Genomic DNA, 19,626 nt, shown 5'->3' on the forward strand with positions numbered 1-19,626 from the left:
TTTTGTTTTGTTATATTATAACATTTCAGTCTTTTTGCAATAAAAAACATTTCCAATCGGCTGATTCGTTAGACTGGGCAATTAAATGATGTGAGTAATCTCTGTTTTATAATGCCTTTTACAATCTCTCATGCCGTTATAGCGCCTCCTCTTTCAAAGCTTAGCCGAAACACTTTACCAGTTGCAGCTCTAGCAATTGGAAGTATGACACCCGATCTTTACCGCTTATTTACAATGCAGTCAGGGATGTTGACACATCAATGGAAAGGACTTTTCTACCCAAATCTTGCATTAGGATTATTATTCTGTGCTATTTGGTACTTTCTATATCGACCTGTAATTTACCGTTTTTTCGGTATTCAGCATGATCTTGGCCTCAACTCTTTAAAACGTATTTTTTTATTTTTGGTTGGAACATTACTCGCACTTACTTTAGGAATTGCAACACACTTAATCTGGGATGGTCTAACACACTCAGACTTTCGGACTTTTGTATTTAAAGATGTATTAGCAACAAATATTCATCTTTTAGGGCACCCTTATCCATTACATCGTCTTTTGCAGCTAGGCTCCTCTGCTCTTGCGCTACCTTTTATTGTTTGGATGTGTGTTCACTATTATCAGCGCTATAAACAACACTGGAAAGTAAGTAAAAAAATTAAAATTTTTGCATGGTGTCTGTTGATTTTATCTACATGGTTAGGCCTATTTTCTTTTTGGGATTATGCCCGCTACATTCCTCATGAAGTTTGGCATGCCGATACGTATTATTTCACGGGCCGCTCTATTAATGAATTTATGCAAGGTTGGTTAAGTACTTTTAGCTTAGGATGCTTACTATTCTTGATTTTAGATCGACAACAAAGAATGGGATGAATAACTAAAATCGCTGCCAAATTGCTCATTTTCAGGTTAATTTCTGCGGTTTTTTGATCTAGTTCTTGTGACAAACCATCCAACAAGGCATAATCGAAAACTTACTTTTTTGACGGTGCGCGGTTTACGCATCCGTCCTTTCAGCCAATATAGTTTGGATAATCTTCATCATGATGCGAACTCATTACTGTGGCTCTTTAACTGAAGCCCAAATCGACCAGACCGTTACACTATGCGGTTGGGTACATCGTCGCCGTGACCATGGCGGTGTTATTTTCCTTGATATGCGTGACCGTGATGGTCTCGTTCAAGTGGTTATTGACCCAGATACTCCAGAAGCATTTGCAACAGCAGATAAAGCACGTTCTGAATATGTATTAAAAATTACAGGTCGTGTTCGTCGCCGTTATGAAGGTACTGAAAACCAAAATATGGTGAGTGGTCAAATCGAAGTTTTAGGCAAAGAAATCGAAGTTCTTGCTGCTTCTGAAACTCCGCCATTCCCGTTAAATGATGACACGATTAACGTGTCAGAAGAACACCGTTTAAAATATCGTTTCTTGGACATCCGTCGTCCAGAAATGTTAGATCGCTTACGTTTCCGTTCTAAAGTAACTAACTTGATCCGTAATTATTTAGACGATCACGGTTTCTTAGACGTTGAAACTCCGATTTTAACTCGTGCAACTCCTGAAGGTGCACGTGACTATTTAGTACCAAGTCGTGTACAAAATGGTAGCTTCTACGCACTTCCACAATCACCGCAATTGTTTAAACAATTATTGATGGTGGGTGGTATTGATCGTTACTACCAAATCGCGAAATGTTTCCGTGATGAAGACTTACGTGCTGACCGTCAGCCAGAATTCACTCAAATCGACATTGAAACATCGTTCTTAAACGACGATGAAATCATGGATTTGATGGAAGGCATGACTGTTAAATTATTTAACGACTTGCTTGGCGTAAAATTTGAAAAATTCCGCCGTATGCCATATAGCGAAGCAATGCGTGACTATGCATCTGACAAACCAGATTTACGTATTCCGTTGAAACTCGTTGACGTTGCAGACTTAATGCAAGAAGTAGAGTTCAAAGTATTCGCTGGTCCTGCAAAAGATCCTAAAGGCCGTATTGTTGCTTTACGTGTTCCTGGTGCAGCATCATTGCCACGTAGTGCAATTGATGAATACACCAAATTCGTTGGCATCTATGGTGCTAAAGGTTTAGCGTACATTAAAGTTAATGAACTCGCTAAAGGAATTGAAGGTCTTCAATCTCCAATCGTGAAATTCATTGAACCGATTGTACTTGAGCTGCTGGAACGTGTTGGCGCGCAAGATGGCGATATCGTATTCTTCGGTGCTGATAAAGCTAAAGTTGTAAATGACGCAATGGGTGCGCTTCGTGTCAAGATTGGTCACGACTTGAACCTTTCAACTTGTGAGTGGGCTCCACTTTGGGTTGTTGACTTCCCAATGTTTGAAGAAACTGACGATGGTAAATGGACTTCTGTTCACCACCCGTTCACGCTACCTAAATCTAGCGTAGAAGACGTGAAGAGCAATCCAGGTGAAGCACTTTCTGTTGCTTACGACATGGTATTGAATGGTACTGAAGTTGGTGGTGGTTCACTTCGTATTTACACATTAGAAATGCAAAAAGCGATTTTTGAAGCGCTTGGTATTTCTGATGAAGAAGCAGAAGAGAAATTCAGCTTCTTACTTAACGCGCTTCGTTATGGTGCTCCTCCTCACGGTGGTTTGGCATTTGGTCTTGACCGTTTAGTTATGCTTATGACTGGCGCGACTTCAATTCGTGACGTTATTGCGTTCCCGAAAACTAAGACTGCTGAATGTCCACTTACTCAAGCACCTGCTCCTGTTGAAGCAAACCAGCTTCGTGACTTGGGTATCCGCTTACGTGAAAAGCCAAAAGCTGAAGAATCTAAATAATTTTTTAGATCTTCAAATTAAAAAACCCTGCTTATGCAGGGTTTTTTATTGAGAAAAATTTAATGAGACATTTCTTTTTCAAAACTTGAAAGCGTATTAAATTTTTGTTCAAAAATTTGAATAACTTCTGTTTTTAGTTTTTCAAAATCGACCACTTGTTCATCGTCATTTAGACAAATTTGTGGAAGCCGTTCATTTTTAATAATTTGATTAATTTCGGGAAGGTTTTGCAGTCTTAAATTAAAATTTTGGCCACGCTCAAATATATTTACAGGATAAAAACGGGATGAACATAACTGCCATAACCTAAACAAATATTGGTTAACGTCTAAAGGCTGTCTAAAACGATGACTTGATACTTCTTTTAAATAAGTCTCTTCAGTTTGCCAAACTTCTTCAAACACTGATTTCAAAAATGGTTGAGGCAAATGAGTACTATAAAAGCTCGAAAATTTTCGATTATATAAACTTAAAAAATTCCCCCAATTATTACTCATAGAATAGCGATGATTAAAAAGTGCATAGGGATTGTTATGAAATAATTTCCGCTTATCAAAATACTTATTAATGATTGCGACATCAGTCAATGCAACTGCGCCTAAAAAGTTCTCTTCTCCCACGACCATTAAAGGTTGTAGCTGAATACCATCACAAGGTAAACCGTTTTTAAAAAAGAACTCTGGCTCTAAAGGGCTATTAATAAAGGTGTCATCATTAAAATAGACAAATTGTTCTGCTAAGCCTTCTATTTTATGAATATTGATTTCGATGGCATGTGAGTTAAAGGTCGGTAAACAGGCTGGCTCTATAATTTGATCATGGGTAACTAGATTTAACTTGGGATGATTCTTGACTAAAAATTCTGGGAAATGACCACAGGTCACAAGATGAATTTTTCTAACCCAAGGACAAAATTTTTCAACAGATCTAAACCAAAAATGAAGATTATTCCAATCGCGATAGCGACATTGGTCAGCGAGTTCATCAATCTTAGTTTTAGTTTCTTTGGATTTATAATATAGATATTGTTGCTGCCATTTCGTATCGGTTGAGTCCACCCAAATCATTACAAAATCTATAGGCTGCATCAAACATATATCCAAATAAATTCAGCAATTTACTAGATAAAATTCGATAAAAATCGGATACCAAGTTTATTAATGTTAATAAAACTTCATAATTTATCCATAATTTTACTTTTTCTACAGAATTTGCTTAATTAAGACTCTATTGAGATGGTAGTAGGCAAATGGCATAATACCCCCACTCTTTCTTTTCTCCCTTGGTAATTCATTATGGCAATGCGTCCTGACGTTCGTCGACATGCTTTAGTCGTGATTGTATTCTCTCTCGCACAATGGTTTTTCATGCGCTATATTCTTGCAAATGAATTATTCAACATGACTACAAATCAAAGAATTTTATTTTTCTGTGTAAGTAGCTTGGTTGGTGCATTGCTTATATTTGTTGCATTGATTTATATGGTTTTAAAAGGAAATGCGGATAAAAATTAATATCCGCATCCCACATAAAATATAGAAAATCTTAAATTTATTTCCCAATATAATTATCACATAATTGAATCAGTTCCGGATGTCTGTCATGTTGATGGACAATAGGAATGATTTCTTGATTGCGATTGATAATAAATCCCTGGTCATTAACTGCAATTTGATCTATTGGGTATAACCCTAGGGTTACAATAATTGATTCAAATGGCTGACAGCGTGTTACATCAGCTAAATTATTAGTAATTAATAATTTATTATGCATAGCTTGATCATAAATTCTTTCAGACATTTTTTGATATGGCTGTTTGCAGAATTCTTCGATCATCTTATTGATATAGACTTTAATTGATTCATGATCACCAATAGTGACACCTGAACAAGAAACTTGCTCATCTTTTGCAAGATTATAAAAGCCCTCTCCGTATGCATCCAAGATCCATTTTTGATTATATTGCTCAGTACCTATGGTGAAATCTGGATTTTCCATCCCAACCAATAGTCCTTTACCAAGATTTTTGAAAGGGTTACTTTGGAAAAAAACATCTCGAACATCGCTAAGCAATACATGTGATGCATCAGAATGGTTTTCTACAATTTGCTTATATTCAAAGAAACGGCTTACATGCGGATAACCTGTAATTTTAAGTGCTTTTATTTTTGAATCAGCGTTTTCTTCATTTACAGTTAAGCCAATAATTTTCTTAAGAATATTTTTTACAAACTTGAATTTATAAATACCTGAATATTTTGACTTTGATTTAAATTTTCCAATAGTTGAAACTTTAAATTCAATTTTAAAATTTTTGATATCTGAAAATGCATTAACAAACTCTGTCATTTGCTCTTTATATATAATTAAAGCCAATATGCCATCAAAGTTTGCTTTTTCCAAAGAATATACAAAAGAAGAAATGAGGTCAGCATCATATCCAGTAGCTGACCCGATAATAATATTTTTTTGCTTAATCATAAAATTATCAATAAAACCCATAAAAATGACTAAATTATATATTTATTAAGTATATATTTCTTTAGTTTAACTCTTAAGTAACGTAATAAATCACTATCATCTTGAGAAAGAGGCGTCACTAGACTCCTTTCCTTTTCTAAGTAACTTAATGCATCATTATTTTCAATAATTGGGTGATCGAATAAAAAGCTGACATAGAAACTAAAATCCCCTCGCCCAACAAGGTCCTGCCAATGATCATAAATTTTTATCGGTTGATGATAATCAACTAACATTTGAGCCATTTTACGATCTACAACATAAGCATAAGCATAGGCAAGTTTTTCAAGATAGTCGTAATCAACTTTTAAAACTTTTTGGTTATACAATTCTTCCGGTAAAAATTTTCCACGAACACGATTGCATATTTTCATTTGAATACCGCCCAAGCTTAAGAAAAAGCAAGGACCTAAATTCAAAGAATGAATGTGTTTTTCTAAATCTTGGAAATCAATTTCAAAACGTTCGATCACATCATCTTCAAAAATAATTGCATATTCTTCATCAGAGCTTAACAAATCTTTTAATGCAGCTATATGTGATATTGCACAACCAAGCTCACCTGGTGTCATCGGTTTCTTCTTACCTGCTACACCCTGTTGAAAATACTCACTAACACTTAAATTTTTTCCTATAACCCCAAATTGCTTAAATTCATCGCGATATTTGTAAAATGTTGCTTGAGAGTACAACTTTTTTAAACGTTCACTATTAGCAGATTCAATACTGATTAAATATTTTTTCATTTCATTCAAATGTTAAAATGAGTCAGGGATAGTCTATCTAATTATAGTTATATCGAGTGTAAAATTTAATGCTAAATCGCCTGATTCAAAAAAAATGGTACAAGTACCAACAAGCAAAAAAAGCGAAAACTTTTGACTCCCATTGGTATATGCGTTTTGGCTGGTTAGAGCAACCTTTTACTACACTCGAGCAATTAGATTCACTCTTTGAGATCCACTCTCCTAGAAAGTTTACATTTGCAGATAGCTTTTATGCTTATGAAAATGGCCGTCATTTCATTTTTTTTGAAGAAGTCGATGACCAGCATCCGGTAGGCTTTCTTTCGGTTTTAGAAATCTTTAAGGATGGCACTTACACCCCGCCTGAAACCATTTTAAAACTCGATTACCATCTCTCATACCCTTGCGTATTTAAAATAGATAACACTTGGTATATGGTCCCAGAAACATCAGCCAATAAAACCATCGAACTTTGGAAATGTACTGAGTTTCCGCTGAAATGGGAAAAGCATTCTAATCTGATTGAGAATATCGAAGCAGTCGACAGCACCCCTTTCCATCATGAAGGCTTATGGTATCTTTTTACTTCAACGCGTCGTGATTGTAAGAAATTTGGTGATCGTTTAGATCTATTCTTTACCGAAGATATTTTAAATCCGAACTGGCAAGAGCACCCAATGAATCCAGTGTGCCGAGGCAGTCAACAGTTCCGTATGGCAGGCAAACCTTTTATTTATAAAGGGCAACTGATTCGACCAAGCCAAGATTCTTTAAAGCGGTATGGCGGCAATATCGAATTAAAAGCAATTACTCAGCTTAGCCCAACAGCTTATGAAGAAAAATTACTAGAAGTAGTTTTACCAGACTGGAATCAAGCAGATGACGGTTGCCATACTATTAATGTCGAAGATAACTTCGTAGTACTTGATGCCATCCGCCTTACACCAAAAAATAATTAAGTGTTCAGCAAACATTTATAAATATTAAGCGTCTGCTCAGCCATGGCTGGTACAGTCAGTTCAGCCTTGGCTTTTGCATATAGCGGGCTAAAGTCGTTTTGAGCCTCAAGTTGCAGTGCATCTTCAATCGCTTTTGCTAAACCTTGTGCATCTCCAATTGCGGCTAGATATTGCTCTGGCAACCACTCAACCACACCGTTTACTTTGGTTGAAGCCATTGCTTTATCAGCCTGTAAAGCTTCGACCATAACAAGTGGAAAACCTTCACGGTCTGACGATAAAACTACAATATCAGCCAGTTGCACCAGATCACGCGCATCAGTTCTAAACCCAAGAAAAGCGACCCGATTTTGCATGTTCAATTCGCTGACTTGCTTTTCCAAACTTGCTCGAAGTGAACCGTCACCAACAATCCATAAATTAGCATCAATCTGTTGCATCGATTCAATCAGTAAACTGATATTTTTTACTGGTTCTAAACGCCCAATACACATAACAACTTTTTTGCTTGTGTCTAGCTCAGCAAAATCTTTTTGAATCGATTGAAGTAACTTTTCTTTATTTTCCGCTGTAAGTACGGGTTGAGGATATACACCGTTATAAACCACGTGTGCTTTAGACTCAGGAATACCTTGCGTTAGTGCTTGGCTCACTGCAATAACCGCATCACCAGCTAAATAAGCGGATTTATTCTTTTTAGTGCCGTGTACTGTTGTCACAAATTTTGGGCCAGATAAAAATGGCTTAATGCGGGCAATCAGCTCAGCAGCCTTTCCAGCTTGTGCATGAACAATAGCGGGTTGGATCTGCTGAATAAGATTTTTAAGTTGCCAAAGTAAAAAAATATTCCAACGGCTACGCGCAAAATCGACAGCATGAAAATGTACTTGTTGGCTAAACTTGTCTACATAGCAAGGATGTGCAATCACATGTACTTCATGGTTTAAAGCAAGCTCATTAACAAGGTTAAAAGTATGCTGCTCTAAACCACCCACTCCACCACTCGTTGCCAATACCTGAACAATTTTCATAACTTGCCTACTTATTTTTTATCTTTATTCATGGTCTCTTCAAATAGTTTGGCTTCTTTTAGAAAAGCATAAAACGCGTTAATCATACTATTTACGAAACCACGCCAACCATTTAAGAAACTACGGCGAATAAAATAAGACTTCATGAAAGTTACTGGCATTACCAAAACCAATTTTGCAACGCTTGGAGACTTTCCTTTTTGGTATTTCTCTAGTGCTTTGAGGTTGGAATATTGGTTATTTTTTTCGACCTTAACGAAAATACTCGACTCACCATAATGATAAATATCATGTTGAGCACGCTGAGATTCACCGTCTACAATCACATTTTCATGGACCTTATTGGCAAGGTCATAATGCCCTTTAGACTTGCGAAAAAAGCGCACCTTTGCATGTTTTTTAGTATGTTTACTGTTGGGAACGCCTAAGAACACATCATTAATAGGTGTGATTAAAGCATCAAGTTTATTCTGCTGAATGGTCTCAAAAATTTCTTGTTTTAACTCATTAGATAAGACTTCATCACCATCTAAATTGAGTACCCAATCATTTCGGCATTTTGCTAAAGCTAAACTTTTTTGCCCAGCGTAACCTTGCCAGTCTTGATGAGAAATTTGCGTATTTTCAAAGCGCTGAGCAATTTCATAAGTATTATCAGTACTGCCAGAGTCTAAAATAATGACTTCATCAAACTCACTGACACTTTGCAAAGTCCGCTCTAACCAAGCGCCACAGTTTAAAGTAACAATATAGACACTACATGGAATTTTATTCATAACTTATAACGTCCTTTAGCAAGGGCGATACGCATCTGTAAAGCATTCATGGCACCATGCGTGCTGACACGTGGAATATTAAATTGATTAGCTGCTTCATACGCTTCGATTTTTTTACGAGTCGATACTGCGTTTTTAAAGCCAATCTTTTGAGCCATTTTCTGGTGCTTTTCATTAAATCGACCAAATGGATAAGCAAAGCTCGGACATTTTCCAACTAATGCTTCAACATCACGCTTAGACTGAAGCATCTCATCGTAAGCAGTTTGGTCATCAAGTTTAAGTAAGTTCACATGATGTTGAGTATGCGCACCAAATTCAATTAAACCAGAGTTGGCCATTTCATGGATTTGATCATGAGTAAGCTTTTCGATGCCTTCAATTTGAGTTGCCAAATAAATCGTTGCTTTTGCGTTATATTTTTTAAGTAATGGATAAGCATAGAGATAATTATCCATAAATCCATCATCAAAACTTAAAGCAACGACATTCTTTTGATTACGATATTGTTCAAGCTCAGAAACAAAGCAAAAAGTAGTCCCCTTCCGCGTCAACAACTGTAAGAGTTGTTCAAACTTTTCAGGTGGCATATTCATGCCAGAGGCTGCATCTTTAGGGGTAACCTGATGCAACATCACAATGCGTGGTAGTTTGTTCGAACGGAACGGAAGCCAGAATGTATAATTACCCAGCACATATAACAGTGCAGCAAGTACTAATAGGCCCACCGCAACGTACAAAAACCACATCATGCATAAACCTCATGTGACCATTCATAATCTTCTGAAAGGGGCTGCTTAAATGTCACCTCAACCATAAACTGGGTGATGCGTTTAGCATTGAAAGACCTACGTGTTTTCTCCCAACCCTCTTTCGCTATTTTTTCAGCCTGCTCTGGATTTTGATCAAAGAATTGGATCTTCTTGGCCAAGTCAAACTGATCATCAAAGTAAACAACTTCTTGCTCAGTGTAGAGTTTCTCAAAACCCGGAATTCTTGGGCTAAAGGTGAGTAAACCATTACCAGTCAGCTGTACAATACGGTCAGAACTATACAAGGTTACATCATTACGACGTGAGTAATTAAGTCCCATTTTTGTTTCAGACAGAACTTTATAATACGCTTTACCATAAACACCAGGTTGTTCAAAACAACCATAATATTGATAGTTCACATGGCCTTGTTGTAAAGCATCTGCCAAGTCCTTTAAGAACTTCTCACGCTCAGGTTCTTTATAAACCACTCCACAAAAAATAAAGGTCTTATCCGTATTAGCATTTGAAAATTGCTGTAGTGTTTCTACATTACGATGACCGACATTTGGCAAATAGGCCACACTTAAATGGGGTTGCTTTAACTTTTGTAAATATTCACCACCTGTTGTACAGAAAATAGCATCTAAATACGGAGAGAATGCTTTAACAAAGTCGAGTTTGTTTTCAAGATAAAGCGGATCAACATACCAAAATGCAATTTTAGTATTTGGATAAGATTCTTTAATTTGTCTTAGAACATCTGGACTCATTAAGTCACTATGTCCAATCAGTACCAAGTCAGGTTCAATATTATTGACGACCTTTAGTACTTCTTTATTAGCCCAATTGGCACCCAGTTTTTTTGTTTTAAAAATGGTCCCCATTGGAGCCATATCGCGAAAACTAAAATCATAAACGAAATGGCCATTTTCAATTAATCCGGCAGAAATTTTACGGTCTGTGCAGTAAAAATGGGCGCCTTGTTTATTAAAGCCAAAATTTGCAATATGCAATATTTTCATTTATTTACTCAAAATAAAAAATTTAATTTTTTGATAAAAGATATGTTGCCACACGGTCTGCTTCTTTAAAAGCATAAGGTTGTGGTAACTGTACAACACAAGTCTGCTGTGAAATTAATTTTGATTCTAACATTTGATCAACTGAGTGCGTAATCCGGTCGTCTTTCAAACGATCCATTGCCATCACCCCGACTCGACAACCCGCAGTAAGTGCCTCAAAAATCATAGAGACGCTGTCTTCTGTCACCCAAACTGCTTCTGCTTTTTGCATTTCTTCGAAAATCCAGCCTTGGGGTGTTTGATCAACTGGAAATATGTGTAAATGCTGGGCAAAACTTTGTTGCCTTAAAATATCGACAAACTCTGCTGGGGTTCGACGTGAAGTGGTCAGAATAATTTCAGCGTCTGGATTATTCTCAACAATTTTTTGAACACTGGTTAATACTTTATTCTGGTTCCATTGATGTCGTTTAGATGAACCACCTAAAGCGATTAAAATTCTCGCGGTTTGATGGCGGTTTTCATTACGAATGGGATTTAATGCACCACGCGTGACAATCACATGGTTATCGGCGTGAATACCGTCATGTTCCGGAATAACAGCATAATCAAAGCAACCAATAGGTAAACTTGGCTTCATTAAAATAATAGTTTTGGCCTTTTTGAAAATTCTACCGAGTAACCAAACACGAAAATGTGTGTGGCTTCCCACGCCAAATACAAAGTCAGGCACTTGTTTAAATAAGGATTTTTTTGAAGAGAAAAGTGCCTGAATTAAAGAAATAATAGGTAACTCAGAAATTAGGACCTCTTCAAAAGTTGTTTCTGGCTGTTGTCTTTGCATTGCCTGAAACAAGCCTAATGCTTGTGAGCGGTGCCCTGCCTTACCATCAGACACATAGACAATATGCATAGAAGCTCCCTAAGCCAAAAAATAAAAAAGGCGAAACTTATGTTCGCCTTTTTATGTTAACGGATTAACTTATTTTACGTAAGTTAACCAGTGTTCATATTTCGGATTTCTACCTTGAACCGCATCAAAGTAAGTTTTTTGGATTTCAGTGGTAATTGGGCCACGAGTACCCGAACCGATTGGACGGTCATCGTATTCACGAATTGGTGTTACTTCAGCAGCAGTACCTGTGAAGAATGCTTCGTCTGCAATATAGAATTCGTCACGTGTAATACGGCGCTCAACAACTTGGTAACCAAGATCTCTAGCGATTGTCATCACAGTTTGACGTGTAATACCGTCAAGCGCACCACCAGCAATATCTGGAGTGTGTAAAACGCCATCTTTAATCAAGAATACATTTTCACCTGAACCTTGGCATACATAACCTTGTGGGTCCATTAACATTGCTTCATCGTAACCAGAATGTGCAACTTCTTGGTGAGCAAGAATTGACAACGTGTAGTTACCAGATGCTTTTGCTTTACACATCGTCACGTTTGGATGATGGTGAGTAAATGATGAAGTTTTAACGCGAATACCTTTCGCCATCGCTTCATCACCAAGGTATGCACCCCACGCCCACGCAGCAACAGCGGCATGAATCGTGTTATTTGTTGCTGCAATACCTAGTTTCTCTGAACCGATCCAGATCAACGGGCGTAAATAGCAAGAAGCTAGTTTATTTTCACGAACAACATCGATTTGTGCTTGTTCAAGCGTTGCTTGATCATACGGCACTTTCATTTGATAAATTTTTGCTGAATTTAACAAACGTTTTGTGTGGTCTTGAAGACGAAAAATCGCTGTACCTTTAGGAGTTTCATAAGCACGAACACCCTCAAATACGCCCATACTGTAGTGTAAAGTATGGGTTAAAACGTGAATCTTTGCATCACGCCAATCAATTAATTTTCCATCTTGCCAAATAAAACCATCACGATCAGCCAAATTCATGGAACACTCCAAATTGTTATAAAATCATTCACTATCCAACTCAACCGAAGCGGTTGGGTCTATTAATCTTTGCCATAAATTGCAAACGACCGCACGGGTACTACGCCAGTCCGCTGCGCTGACTTGCATGGATTGATTTGCAAGGGCTAAACGGTGGCTTTCGGCACGTTCACTAAGATAGGCTCGAATTAATGCTGTGGCATCTTCACTGGATAAGCAGTCTGCTTTAGCAGCATCTTCTAATATTCTTACATTATCAGAATAATGGGCGAGATCGGGTTTCGTCCCGCTCCATGCAAGTACAGCATACTGTGCCATAAATTCGATATCGACGATACCACCTGCGTCCTGTTTTAAATGAAAAATACCATGTTTTTTTTGTTCAGAAGACGAACCTAGGTGGTCTTTCATTTTCTGACGCATTTTCAACACTTCCTCACGAACATAAGCCTCATCTCTAGATTGAGTCAATATCTCGCGTCGAAATATTTCAAATTTCTGGCAAAGCACCTCATCACCTGCAATAGAGCGCGCACGTACTAATGCCTGATGTTCCCAAAGCCATGCACTTTTCAACTGATAGTGTTCATAGGCTTTCATGCTTGTTACCAATAAACCTGCTTCACCTGAAGGTCTTAAGCGTGTATCAATTTCATAGACACGACCATCTAGCGTTTGCGTAGTCATCAAAGACATAAACTTTTGAGCAACACGCATAGCAAATTCAAAGCCACTAATTGACTTGGTTCCATCCGTATCAGCTTGTTCATCTAGGTAATGAATAAAGACAAGGTCTAAGTCAGAACCATAGCCCAGCTCAATACCACCCACTTTGCCATAACCAATGACAGCAAAAGCTTTGTAGTCTAGAGAGCAGCGTTTTCCATCAACATCACATGGGTAACCATGACGCTTCGCCACGGTCTGATAAGCTAAATGGAGAGTTGCATTTACACTGACTTCAGCAATATCAGTTAATGCATCGGAAACCTTCATAAGAGGGCTTTCAGCTAAGACATCACTTGCAGCAACAGTTAACACATTGCTCTTTTTAAACAGGCGAAGTGCTCGCATTTGGTCTTCGACCTGATCAATCTCAATACGGAGTAACTGCTGACGTAATGAGTCTTCTAAGTCCTTACGCTTTGGTAACTCAAAGTCCATCGATAAGAACTCATCCAACAGTACTGGATACTGTGTCAGTTCTTCACAAATCCACGGACTCACCGTCGCCATTTTCACTAAGCGTTGCAAAGCGCCTTTACTTTCAATCAACATCACCAAATACACGGTTCGGCGCATGACTGATTCAATCAGTGGCATTAAACGCAACAGTGCAGTTTGTGGTTGTTCAGACTGTAAGATCGCTTCAATTAAATGAGGCCAAAACGCTTTTAAACGCTGCACAGCATTTGAAGGAAGTTTTTTAAGTGCATGACCATGCCAAAACTCATGAATCAGATTTTTCGCATTATCGTCCAGCACTTCATCTAACTGCTGCTCTAACTGCCCAAAATTTTCAGTTGCGGCATTAGAGCTGGTATCTTCAATCAGTTGCTTAAATTGAACTTTTACCTTTTGACGTTTTTCATTAAGAACATCGAGAAACTCATTCCAGCTCGTAAAACCTAAGGTATCTATAATGCGTTGCCTTAAGTCCAATTCTTCTGGTAATAATTGGGTTTGTTGATCATTTAGAGCTTGAATCGCGTGTTCAACACGGCGTAAAAATAGGTAAGCATCTTCAAGCTCTAATACAGCTTGTTTTTCTAATAAGCCAGCTTCCCCAATGTGCTCAAGACTGACTAAACATTGACGGTCTTGTAACTCACGTTTAGAACCGCCGTAAATAAGCTGAAAGACCTGAACAATAAACTCAATTTCGCGAATACCACCCGCCCCAAGTTTAATATCATCCTCAATATGACGACGTAACACTTCGCGCTCAATCATGGCTTTCATATCGCGCATCGCGGCAAAAGCGGTGTAGTCGACATAACGGCGGAACACAAAAGGACGTGTCATTTCTAACAAGTCTTGCCCTTCTTTACCTCCAGTCACAACACGCGCTTTAATCCACGCATAGCGTTCCCACTCACGACCATGCTGACTTAAATATTTTTCTAAAGCGGCATGACTAATCGCTAATGCCGAGCCATCCCCCCAAGGGCGCAAGCGCATGTCGACTCGAAACACAAAACCATCTGCGGTAATGTGCTCAAGTAAATAAATGAGTTTTTGTCCCCACAAAATACAGAACTGCTGTACATCAATACATTTGCGGCCATTGGTTTCCCCTTGCTCATCAAAGGCAAAAATCAAATCGATATCACTCGACAAGTTAAGCTCTTGGGCACCAAGTTTACCCATGGCAACCACAATTAAATCTTGAACTTTACCAGAGTAACTTATCGGTTCCCCATGTTTCGCCACAAGTGCGACACGCGCAAAATCTTTTGCAGCACAGATACTAGCATCTGCAAAATCAGAAAGTTCGCGAGTGAGTGTGACCACATCGGTCAGTTGATTGGCATCCTGCCAAATCCAGCGGAACATTAAACGGCTACGTAAAATGCGCATTCCGCGCATCCAAAGCGTTTCATCACCAATCCCATCTAGCGTGGTCTGTACAAATTGGTAAATCTGTTCGGTCGAGAGCGGTGCAGTAAATTGATCTATTTGATAATCTTGTTCTAAAACAGCTTGATTCAAACCTAAAACTTGTTCTGCGTACTGACTGGCACGCAATGTTTTTTGTAACTGCTCCGCATTCATATAAAAAGCTCTTTTCCTCGTACTCTGTTTTTAGTTATAGCAGTTCGAGTAGTGTTAGGAAAAGGGATTAGACTAATTTTGCTTCTGATGAAGAATGATGTTCGGTATGCACCTCATGACTTTCTTGAGCTGAAGGTAATAGAACCTTAAATATCGTTCCAACCCCTTCTTTAGAGCTAACAGTAATTTGCCCCTGATTAATCTCGACAAAACGCTTGCAAAGACTCAAACCTAAGCCAGCACCTTTTTCCCCTGCAGTGCCTTTAAAGCTAGCAGTAATACGTGGATGGAATAAATTTGCCATTTGTTGCTCGGTCATGCCCAGACCTGTGTCTCGAACAGTAATTTCTACATTTGTATCCGCTTGCCTGGCTTCAATAAAGACTTTGCCTGATCCATCAACGTCGGTAAATTTCAGCGCATTTGACACCAAGTTTTGAATCACGGAAGTCATCATATTGATATCGGCGTAGATGTTTAAATCATCTGGAACACCATTAACCAGTTCAATATTTTTCTTTAAAGCTAAAGTATGCAGTACATCGCAAACGATATTGCTGACTTGTCTAAGTTTAAAATTAATTGGGTGATAGACAAAACGCCCTCCCTCGGCCATCGCCCATGTCAGTAAGCTTTCAAGTAAGTTATAGGTCGATTGTGAGGTGTCGTATAAATAATCTGCAATGTTTTGAATACTAGATTCATCTAAGGTTTCACGCTCTTTGGCAAGTACTTCAGAAAATCCAAGCAATCCATGAAACGGTGCACGTAAGTCATGTGAGATAATCGAGAAAAATTTTGTCTTACTCGAATTAATTGCAACTTGTTGTTCATAGAGCTCGTTTAACTCTTCATAGTTAAACTTCAACTCGACTTGCTGCATAAAAGTAGAACAATAATCGAGCAACAATTGAATATCGTCATCTTCGAACCTTGCCGCATCGTCATCAAAAAAGACAGCAAAACCCATCGAGGTTTTATCAGGGTGTAAAAGATGCACGGCCAGTGCCCTGCTGCACTCGATGTTTAATTCTTTTAAATAGTTGATTAAATTTTGATATGAGGGATGTAAGTGATTAATGGTCTGTTGTTTGGCAAAGCACTGTTTTAAATGCTTCGATGGTTTAAATGAAATGGCGGTCATGCCTTCAGGGCAACGGTGCCAAAAGTAAGGTTCCTGATTAAAAGTCAATAAGGCTTTTTTACAATTCAAAAGACGAAGACTAAACCGGAAAAATTGCTCGATGTAGTTCTGCTCGGCATTTAATCCAAGCAACAGAGATATCCTACAAGCACTTAACTGCTCAACCTGATTTAGTTCTAAACGTTGGAATGTCATTGCCCGCCTCACAGATTATGTCGTTTTTGGTCGGAACCGCTCTCAAGAAATGTACTTATAATCATTATGATCTACTACAAACTTTAACACAGTACATTAAAAGAGCAACGTTCTTTTCAAAATAGAAATGTGAAGTTTCAATTAAAGGTTTTCAGATACATAAAGTGGGTATGCTTGAGGAAAATACAACAAATGTTTGAAGGTAAAGAGTTGTAAGATGTTAGAAATACGAGTTCAGAATACTCGTAAAAGATGGTCAAAAAATATTATTTTGAATAAGAGCTTAGATTCTTACTCAGTTTCGCTTTTATCAAAGATGTTTGGTATTTAAACAAGAACTTCTTGAGCTAAAAAAATGAAAGATTTTTATAAGCTCTAAATTTATAGCTAGAAATTCGAGTCCGACCCTCGGGATCAAATAATAATTTCTTAAGCTCTATCCACTTTTTTATACCCAACAAAAAACCCCTAAACCGTTAGCTTAGGGGTTTTCGTAGAATCTTGCGATTCTAAATATGGTCCCGAGGGTCGGACTCGAACCGACACGTCATCTCTGACAGCGGATTTTGAGTCCGCCGCGTCTACCAATTTCACCACCTCGGGAGAGGAAGTATGTTTGTGTTGCGTATATTAGCGCGTTTGTAAAACTTGTCAAACCCTAAGTGAATATTATCGTTCACTTTTAGATCATTTAAACATTTTTCATGATTTAGGTCAGAAGCACAGCCATAAAAAAGCGAAAAAGTTTATACTAGGCCCAATTTTTGTGGTGTTTTTTCTCAAATATGCAACTGTCTGACTTTTCCTTTGAATTACCTGATGAACTCATTGCCCGTTACCCTCTCGAATCACGTAGTGCTTCGCGGTTGTTGCACCTAGATTCAAAGGGTCAATATCATGATCACATGTTCACAGACATTATCGATCTGTTCGAAGAAGGTGATTTGTTGGTGCTTAATGACACCAAGGTCATGAAAGCTCGACTTAAAGGAAAACGCTCTACAGGCGGTGCTATTGAGATTTTGGTTGAGCGTATGCTAAACCACACCACAGCGTATTGTCATATCAAATCTAGCAACTCACCTAAAGCGGGTGCAGAGCTTTTTGTTGGTGCAGATAATATTCCTGTGATTGTACGTGGCCGTCACGAAAATTTATTTGTGGTTGAGTTTTCACAGCCGATCTTGCCTGTTCTTGAGCAATATGGCCAGTTACCTATTCCACCTTACTTTAACCGTGAAGCAGAAGAAATTGACACTGAACGCTATCAAACGGTTTTCCATAATCCTGAAAAAATTGCCAGTGTTGCCGCTCCTACTGCGAGCTTGCACTTTGACGAAGAGTTACTAGCAAAGTTAGAGCAAAAAAATGTTCAAAAATCTTTTGTGACTTTACACGTCGGTGCTGGCACATTTATGCCTGTTCGTACTGATGACATTACCAATCATGTCATGCACAGTGAATGGTGTGATGTTCCTCAAGAAACCATTGATTTAATTTTGGCGACTAAAGCACGTGGTAATAAAGTGATTGCCATTGGTACAACTGCGACACGTGCTTTAGAAAGTGCAGCTCAAGCTCATGGCGGTAAAATTGCAGCTTGGACGGGCGACACACAAATCTTTATCTATCCAGGTTATGAGTTCTGCATCGTAGACCGTTTAATTACTAACTTCCATTTACCAGAGTCTACCCTGCTCATGTTGGTATCAGCGCTATCAAATAGAGACAACATTTTAGCTGCTTACGAACATGCAGTTAAAGGCCGCTATCGCTTCTTTAGTTATGGCGATGCAATGCTGATTGATAAATTAGAAGTTTAAAAATTTAAGCTGGGTTAAATTTTATAAGCTCATTTAAAGTTTAATCCAGCTGACCCAACTACAATTTTGACTAATAATAAAATTTATGAAACTGTTTTTTCAAAAAATTCAAAGTGCTTTTGACAATCAAAATACACATAACAAAATTACTTTAAAAAATATTGAGGCATTAAGAAATTTACTTAATCAGCAATTACCTCCAGAAATACTTATTCATTCATTAAAAAATTGGACAGGCACCCAACAACTTGATATTCGAAATTATATTTTTTGGAATGCTACAATTTTCGCCTTAGTTTGTATGGCATTAGGCTTTTTAATCTCGATTTACTTCTTCCCTTTTGCCATTCTTGCAATCTTTTACGGTTTTTATCATAGAGCATCAACTGCCGAACTGATTTGCCTACTTCAAGATATCCAAGTTTATTATTATGAACATAAATATAATTTCAAATTTGCAACTGAAGATAACCTACCTAAAGAAGGAACATCCGCTTCAGACTTTCCTTTGTTTAAGTTAGGCAATCAACAAAATTCAGTTTTAACTGCAATACACGGCAAGTGGCAAGTAAGAGAAACAATTCACCCCTATAAAATCTTTAGATACCATTATGTCAATCGAGAGATGGCCTATAATTCAAAAGGTAAATGGGAACTAAAAGATGTTAGCTATAATTTATACGGCGTCATTTTGGAGAATTTTCCAGTTCGCGGAGTTAGTATTTCAAGTAAACAGAAAAAGGTTTGTCGCTTAGGAGTAGCTTGGGAATCAAGTGATATCCGTTTTAATCAAAAGTACCAACAAAGCGGAATTAATGAGTTGGATTTAGTAAAATTTCTAAGCCCAGACCGTTTGTTATTATTAGAAAAAATGTTGGAAGATTTTCCAGGGGATTTCTATGTACACCCTGAAACATCTGCATTATGTTGGCTCTGTAATGTAAATCTTTTACGCCAACAAAGTTTATATGGCGCTAGTGTACGCGAGCTTGCTGAATGCCTTGAAACTCTTTCAATGCCAGAGTTTGAGCAATTTTCAAATACATTGCAGCATTTCATTAATGAAACTCAAATGCCGAAATTATAAAAGTAATTATTTATTTAGGAATTATTTCTATTTATCTCGTTCAATTTAAAAGA

Annotated in this window: 17 protein-coding genes and 1 tRNA gene; 6 read left to right on the top strand and 12 right to left on the bottom strand. The window is 37.8% G+C overall.

Annotated features, from left to right (window positions below):
- Nucleotides 1–111: 111 nt before the first annotated feature.
- Both J580_RS20260 and aspS read left to right on the top strand, forming a co-directional pair.
- Nucleotides 112–876, top strand: a complete 765-nt coding sequence (locus J580_RS20260; protein WP_032005549.1) for a DUF4184 family protein — start codon at nucleotides 112–114, stop codon at nucleotides 874–876.
- A gap of 170 nt (nucleotides 877–1,046) precedes the next feature.
- Nucleotides 1,047–2,831, top strand: a complete 1,785-nt coding sequence (aspS, locus tag J580_RS20265) for an aspartate--tRNA ligase (protein ID WP_005064200.1) — start codon at nucleotides 1,047–1,049, stop codon at nucleotides 2,829–2,831.
- A gap of 59 nt (nucleotides 2,832–2,890) precedes the next feature.
- Here aspS and J580_RS20270 read toward each other — a convergent pair whose 3' ends face one another.
- The gene (locus J580_RS20270) at nucleotides 2,891–3,919 is read right to left on the bottom strand and encodes a stealth conserved region 3 domain-containing protein (protein WP_032005550.1); all 1,029 of its coding nucleotides are present in this window, start codon (nucleotides 3,917–3,919) and stop codon (nucleotides 2,891–2,893) included.
- 207 nt (nucleotides 3,920–4,126) lie between these two features.
- Between J580_RS20270 and J580_RS20275 the strand changes: the two genes are divergently transcribed.
- Nucleotides 4,127–4,345, top strand: coding sequence for a hypothetical protein (locus tag J580_RS20275; RefSeq protein WP_014207632.1), 219 nt, complete (start codon nucleotides 4,127–4,129; stop codon nucleotides 4,343–4,345).
- Between the two features lie 37 nt (nucleotides 4,346–4,382).
- Here J580_RS20275 and J580_RS20280 read toward each other — a convergent pair whose 3' ends face one another.
- Nucleotides 4,383–5,333 (bottom strand): lipooligosaccharide outer core biosynthesis glycosyltransferase GtrOC6, encoded by a 951-nt coding sequence (locus tag J580_RS20280; protein WP_081403732.1) that lies wholly within the window; start codon nucleotides 5,331–5,333, stop codon nucleotides 4,383–4,385.
- An 8-nt stretch (nucleotides 5,334–5,341) separates the two neighbouring features.
- Nucleotides 5,342–6,097 carry a glycosyltransferase family 25 protein gene (locus J580_RS20285; RefSeq protein ID WP_032005552.1) on the bottom strand — a complete coding sequence of 252 codons (756 nt, stop codon included), beginning with the start codon at nucleotides 6,095–6,097 and terminating at the stop codon, nucleotides 5,342–5,344.
- 68 nt (nucleotides 6,098–6,165) lie between these two features.
- Here J580_RS20285 and ghy point away from each other — a divergent pair, with 68 nt between their 5' ends.
- Complete coding sequence (gene ghy / locus J580_RS20290) at nucleotides 6,166–7,056, top strand: glycosyl hydrolase Ghy (RefSeq protein ID WP_032005553.1); 891 nt, start codon at nucleotides 6,166–6,168, stop codon at nucleotides 7,054–7,056.
- Here ghy and J580_RS20295 read toward each other — a convergent pair.
- The 9 genes from J580_RS20295 to J580_RS20335 all read right to left on the bottom strand — a co-directional run bounded on the left by J580_RS20295 (nucleotide 7,053) and on the right by J580_RS20335 (nucleotide 17,266).
- The gene (locus tag J580_RS20295) at nucleotides 7,053–8,087 is read right to left on the bottom strand and encodes a glycosyltransferase (protein ID WP_032005555.1); all 1,035 of its coding nucleotides are present in this window, start codon (nucleotides 8,085–8,087) and stop codon (nucleotides 7,053–7,055) included. The two genes, ghy and J580_RS20295, sit on opposite strands and share 4 nt — an antisense overlap.
- Before the next feature lie 11 nt (nucleotides 8,088–8,098).
- Nucleotides 8,099–8,863, bottom strand: a complete 765-nt coding sequence (locus J580_RS20300; protein ID WP_032005557.1) for a glycosyltransferase family 2 protein — start codon at nucleotides 8,861–8,863, stop codon at nucleotides 8,099–8,101.
- Nucleotides 8,860–9,615, bottom strand: coding sequence for a polysaccharide deacetylase family protein (locus tag J580_RS20305; protein ID WP_032005559.1), 756 nt, complete (start codon nucleotides 9,613–9,615; stop codon nucleotides 8,860–8,862). Before J580_RS20305 ends, J580_RS20300 begins: the two co-directional genes overlap by 4 nt.
- A complete protein-coding gene (locus tag J580_RS20310) occupies nucleotides 9,612–10,640 on the bottom strand; it encodes a glycosyltransferase (RefSeq protein ID WP_032005560.1) in 1,029 nt (342 codons plus the stop codon). The genes J580_RS20305 and J580_RS20310 overlap by 4 nt, the downstream gene beginning before the upstream one ends.
- Nucleotides 10,641–10,662: 22 nt before the next feature.
- A complete protein-coding gene (locus J580_RS20315) occupies nucleotides 10,663–11,553 on the bottom strand; it encodes a mitochondrial fission ELM1 family protein (RefSeq protein WP_032005561.1) in 891 nt (296 codons plus the stop codon).
- Between the two features lie 69 nt (nucleotides 11,554–11,622).
- Nucleotides 11,623–12,549 (bottom strand): branched-chain amino acid transaminase, encoded by a 927-nt coding sequence (locus tag J580_RS20320; protein ID WP_004705670.1) that lies wholly within the window; start codon nucleotides 12,547–12,549, stop codon nucleotides 11,623–11,625.
- Nucleotides 12,550–12,573: 24 nt separating this feature from the next.
- Nucleotides 12,574–15,324, bottom strand: a complete 2,751-nt coding sequence (gene glnE, locus J580_RS20325; RefSeq protein WP_032005564.1) for a bifunctional [glutamate--ammonia ligase]-adenylyl-L-tyrosine phosphorylase/[glutamate--ammonia-ligase] adenylyltransferase — start codon at nucleotides 15,322–15,324, stop codon at nucleotides 12,574–12,576.
- 67 nt (nucleotides 15,325–15,391) lie between these two features.
- A complete protein-coding gene (locus J580_RS20330; RefSeq protein ID WP_032005566.1) occupies nucleotides 15,392–16,663 on the bottom strand; it encodes a sensor histidine kinase in 1,272 nt (423 codons plus the stop codon).
- 516 nt (nucleotides 16,664–17,179) lie between these two features.
- Nucleotides 17,180–17,266 (bottom strand) — tRNA-Leu (locus J580_RS20335).
- A 182-nt stretch (nucleotides 17,267–17,448) separates the two neighbouring features.
- Between J580_RS20335 and queA the strand changes: the two genes are divergently transcribed.
- On the top strand, nucleotides 17,449–18,486 hold the full coding sequence (gene queA, locus J580_RS20340) for a tRNA preQ1(34) S-adenosylmethionine ribosyltransferase-isomerase QueA (protein WP_032005568.1): 1,038 nt from the start codon (nucleotides 17,449–17,451) through the stop codon (nucleotides 18,484–18,486).
- An 85-nt stretch (nucleotides 18,487–18,571) separates the two neighbouring features.
- The gene (locus J580_RS20345) at nucleotides 18,572–19,573 is read left to right on the top strand and encodes a hypothetical protein (protein WP_032005570.1); all 1,002 of its coding nucleotides are present in this window, start codon (nucleotides 18,572–18,574) and stop codon (nucleotides 19,571–19,573) included.
- The last annotated feature ends 53 nt before the right edge of the window (nucleotides 19,574–19,626 follow it).

This window comes from Acinetobacter sp. 1542444, from assembly GCF_000581835.1.
GTDB lineage: Bacteria > Pseudomonadota > Gammaproteobacteria > Pseudomonadales > Moraxellaceae > Acinetobacter > Acinetobacter pittii.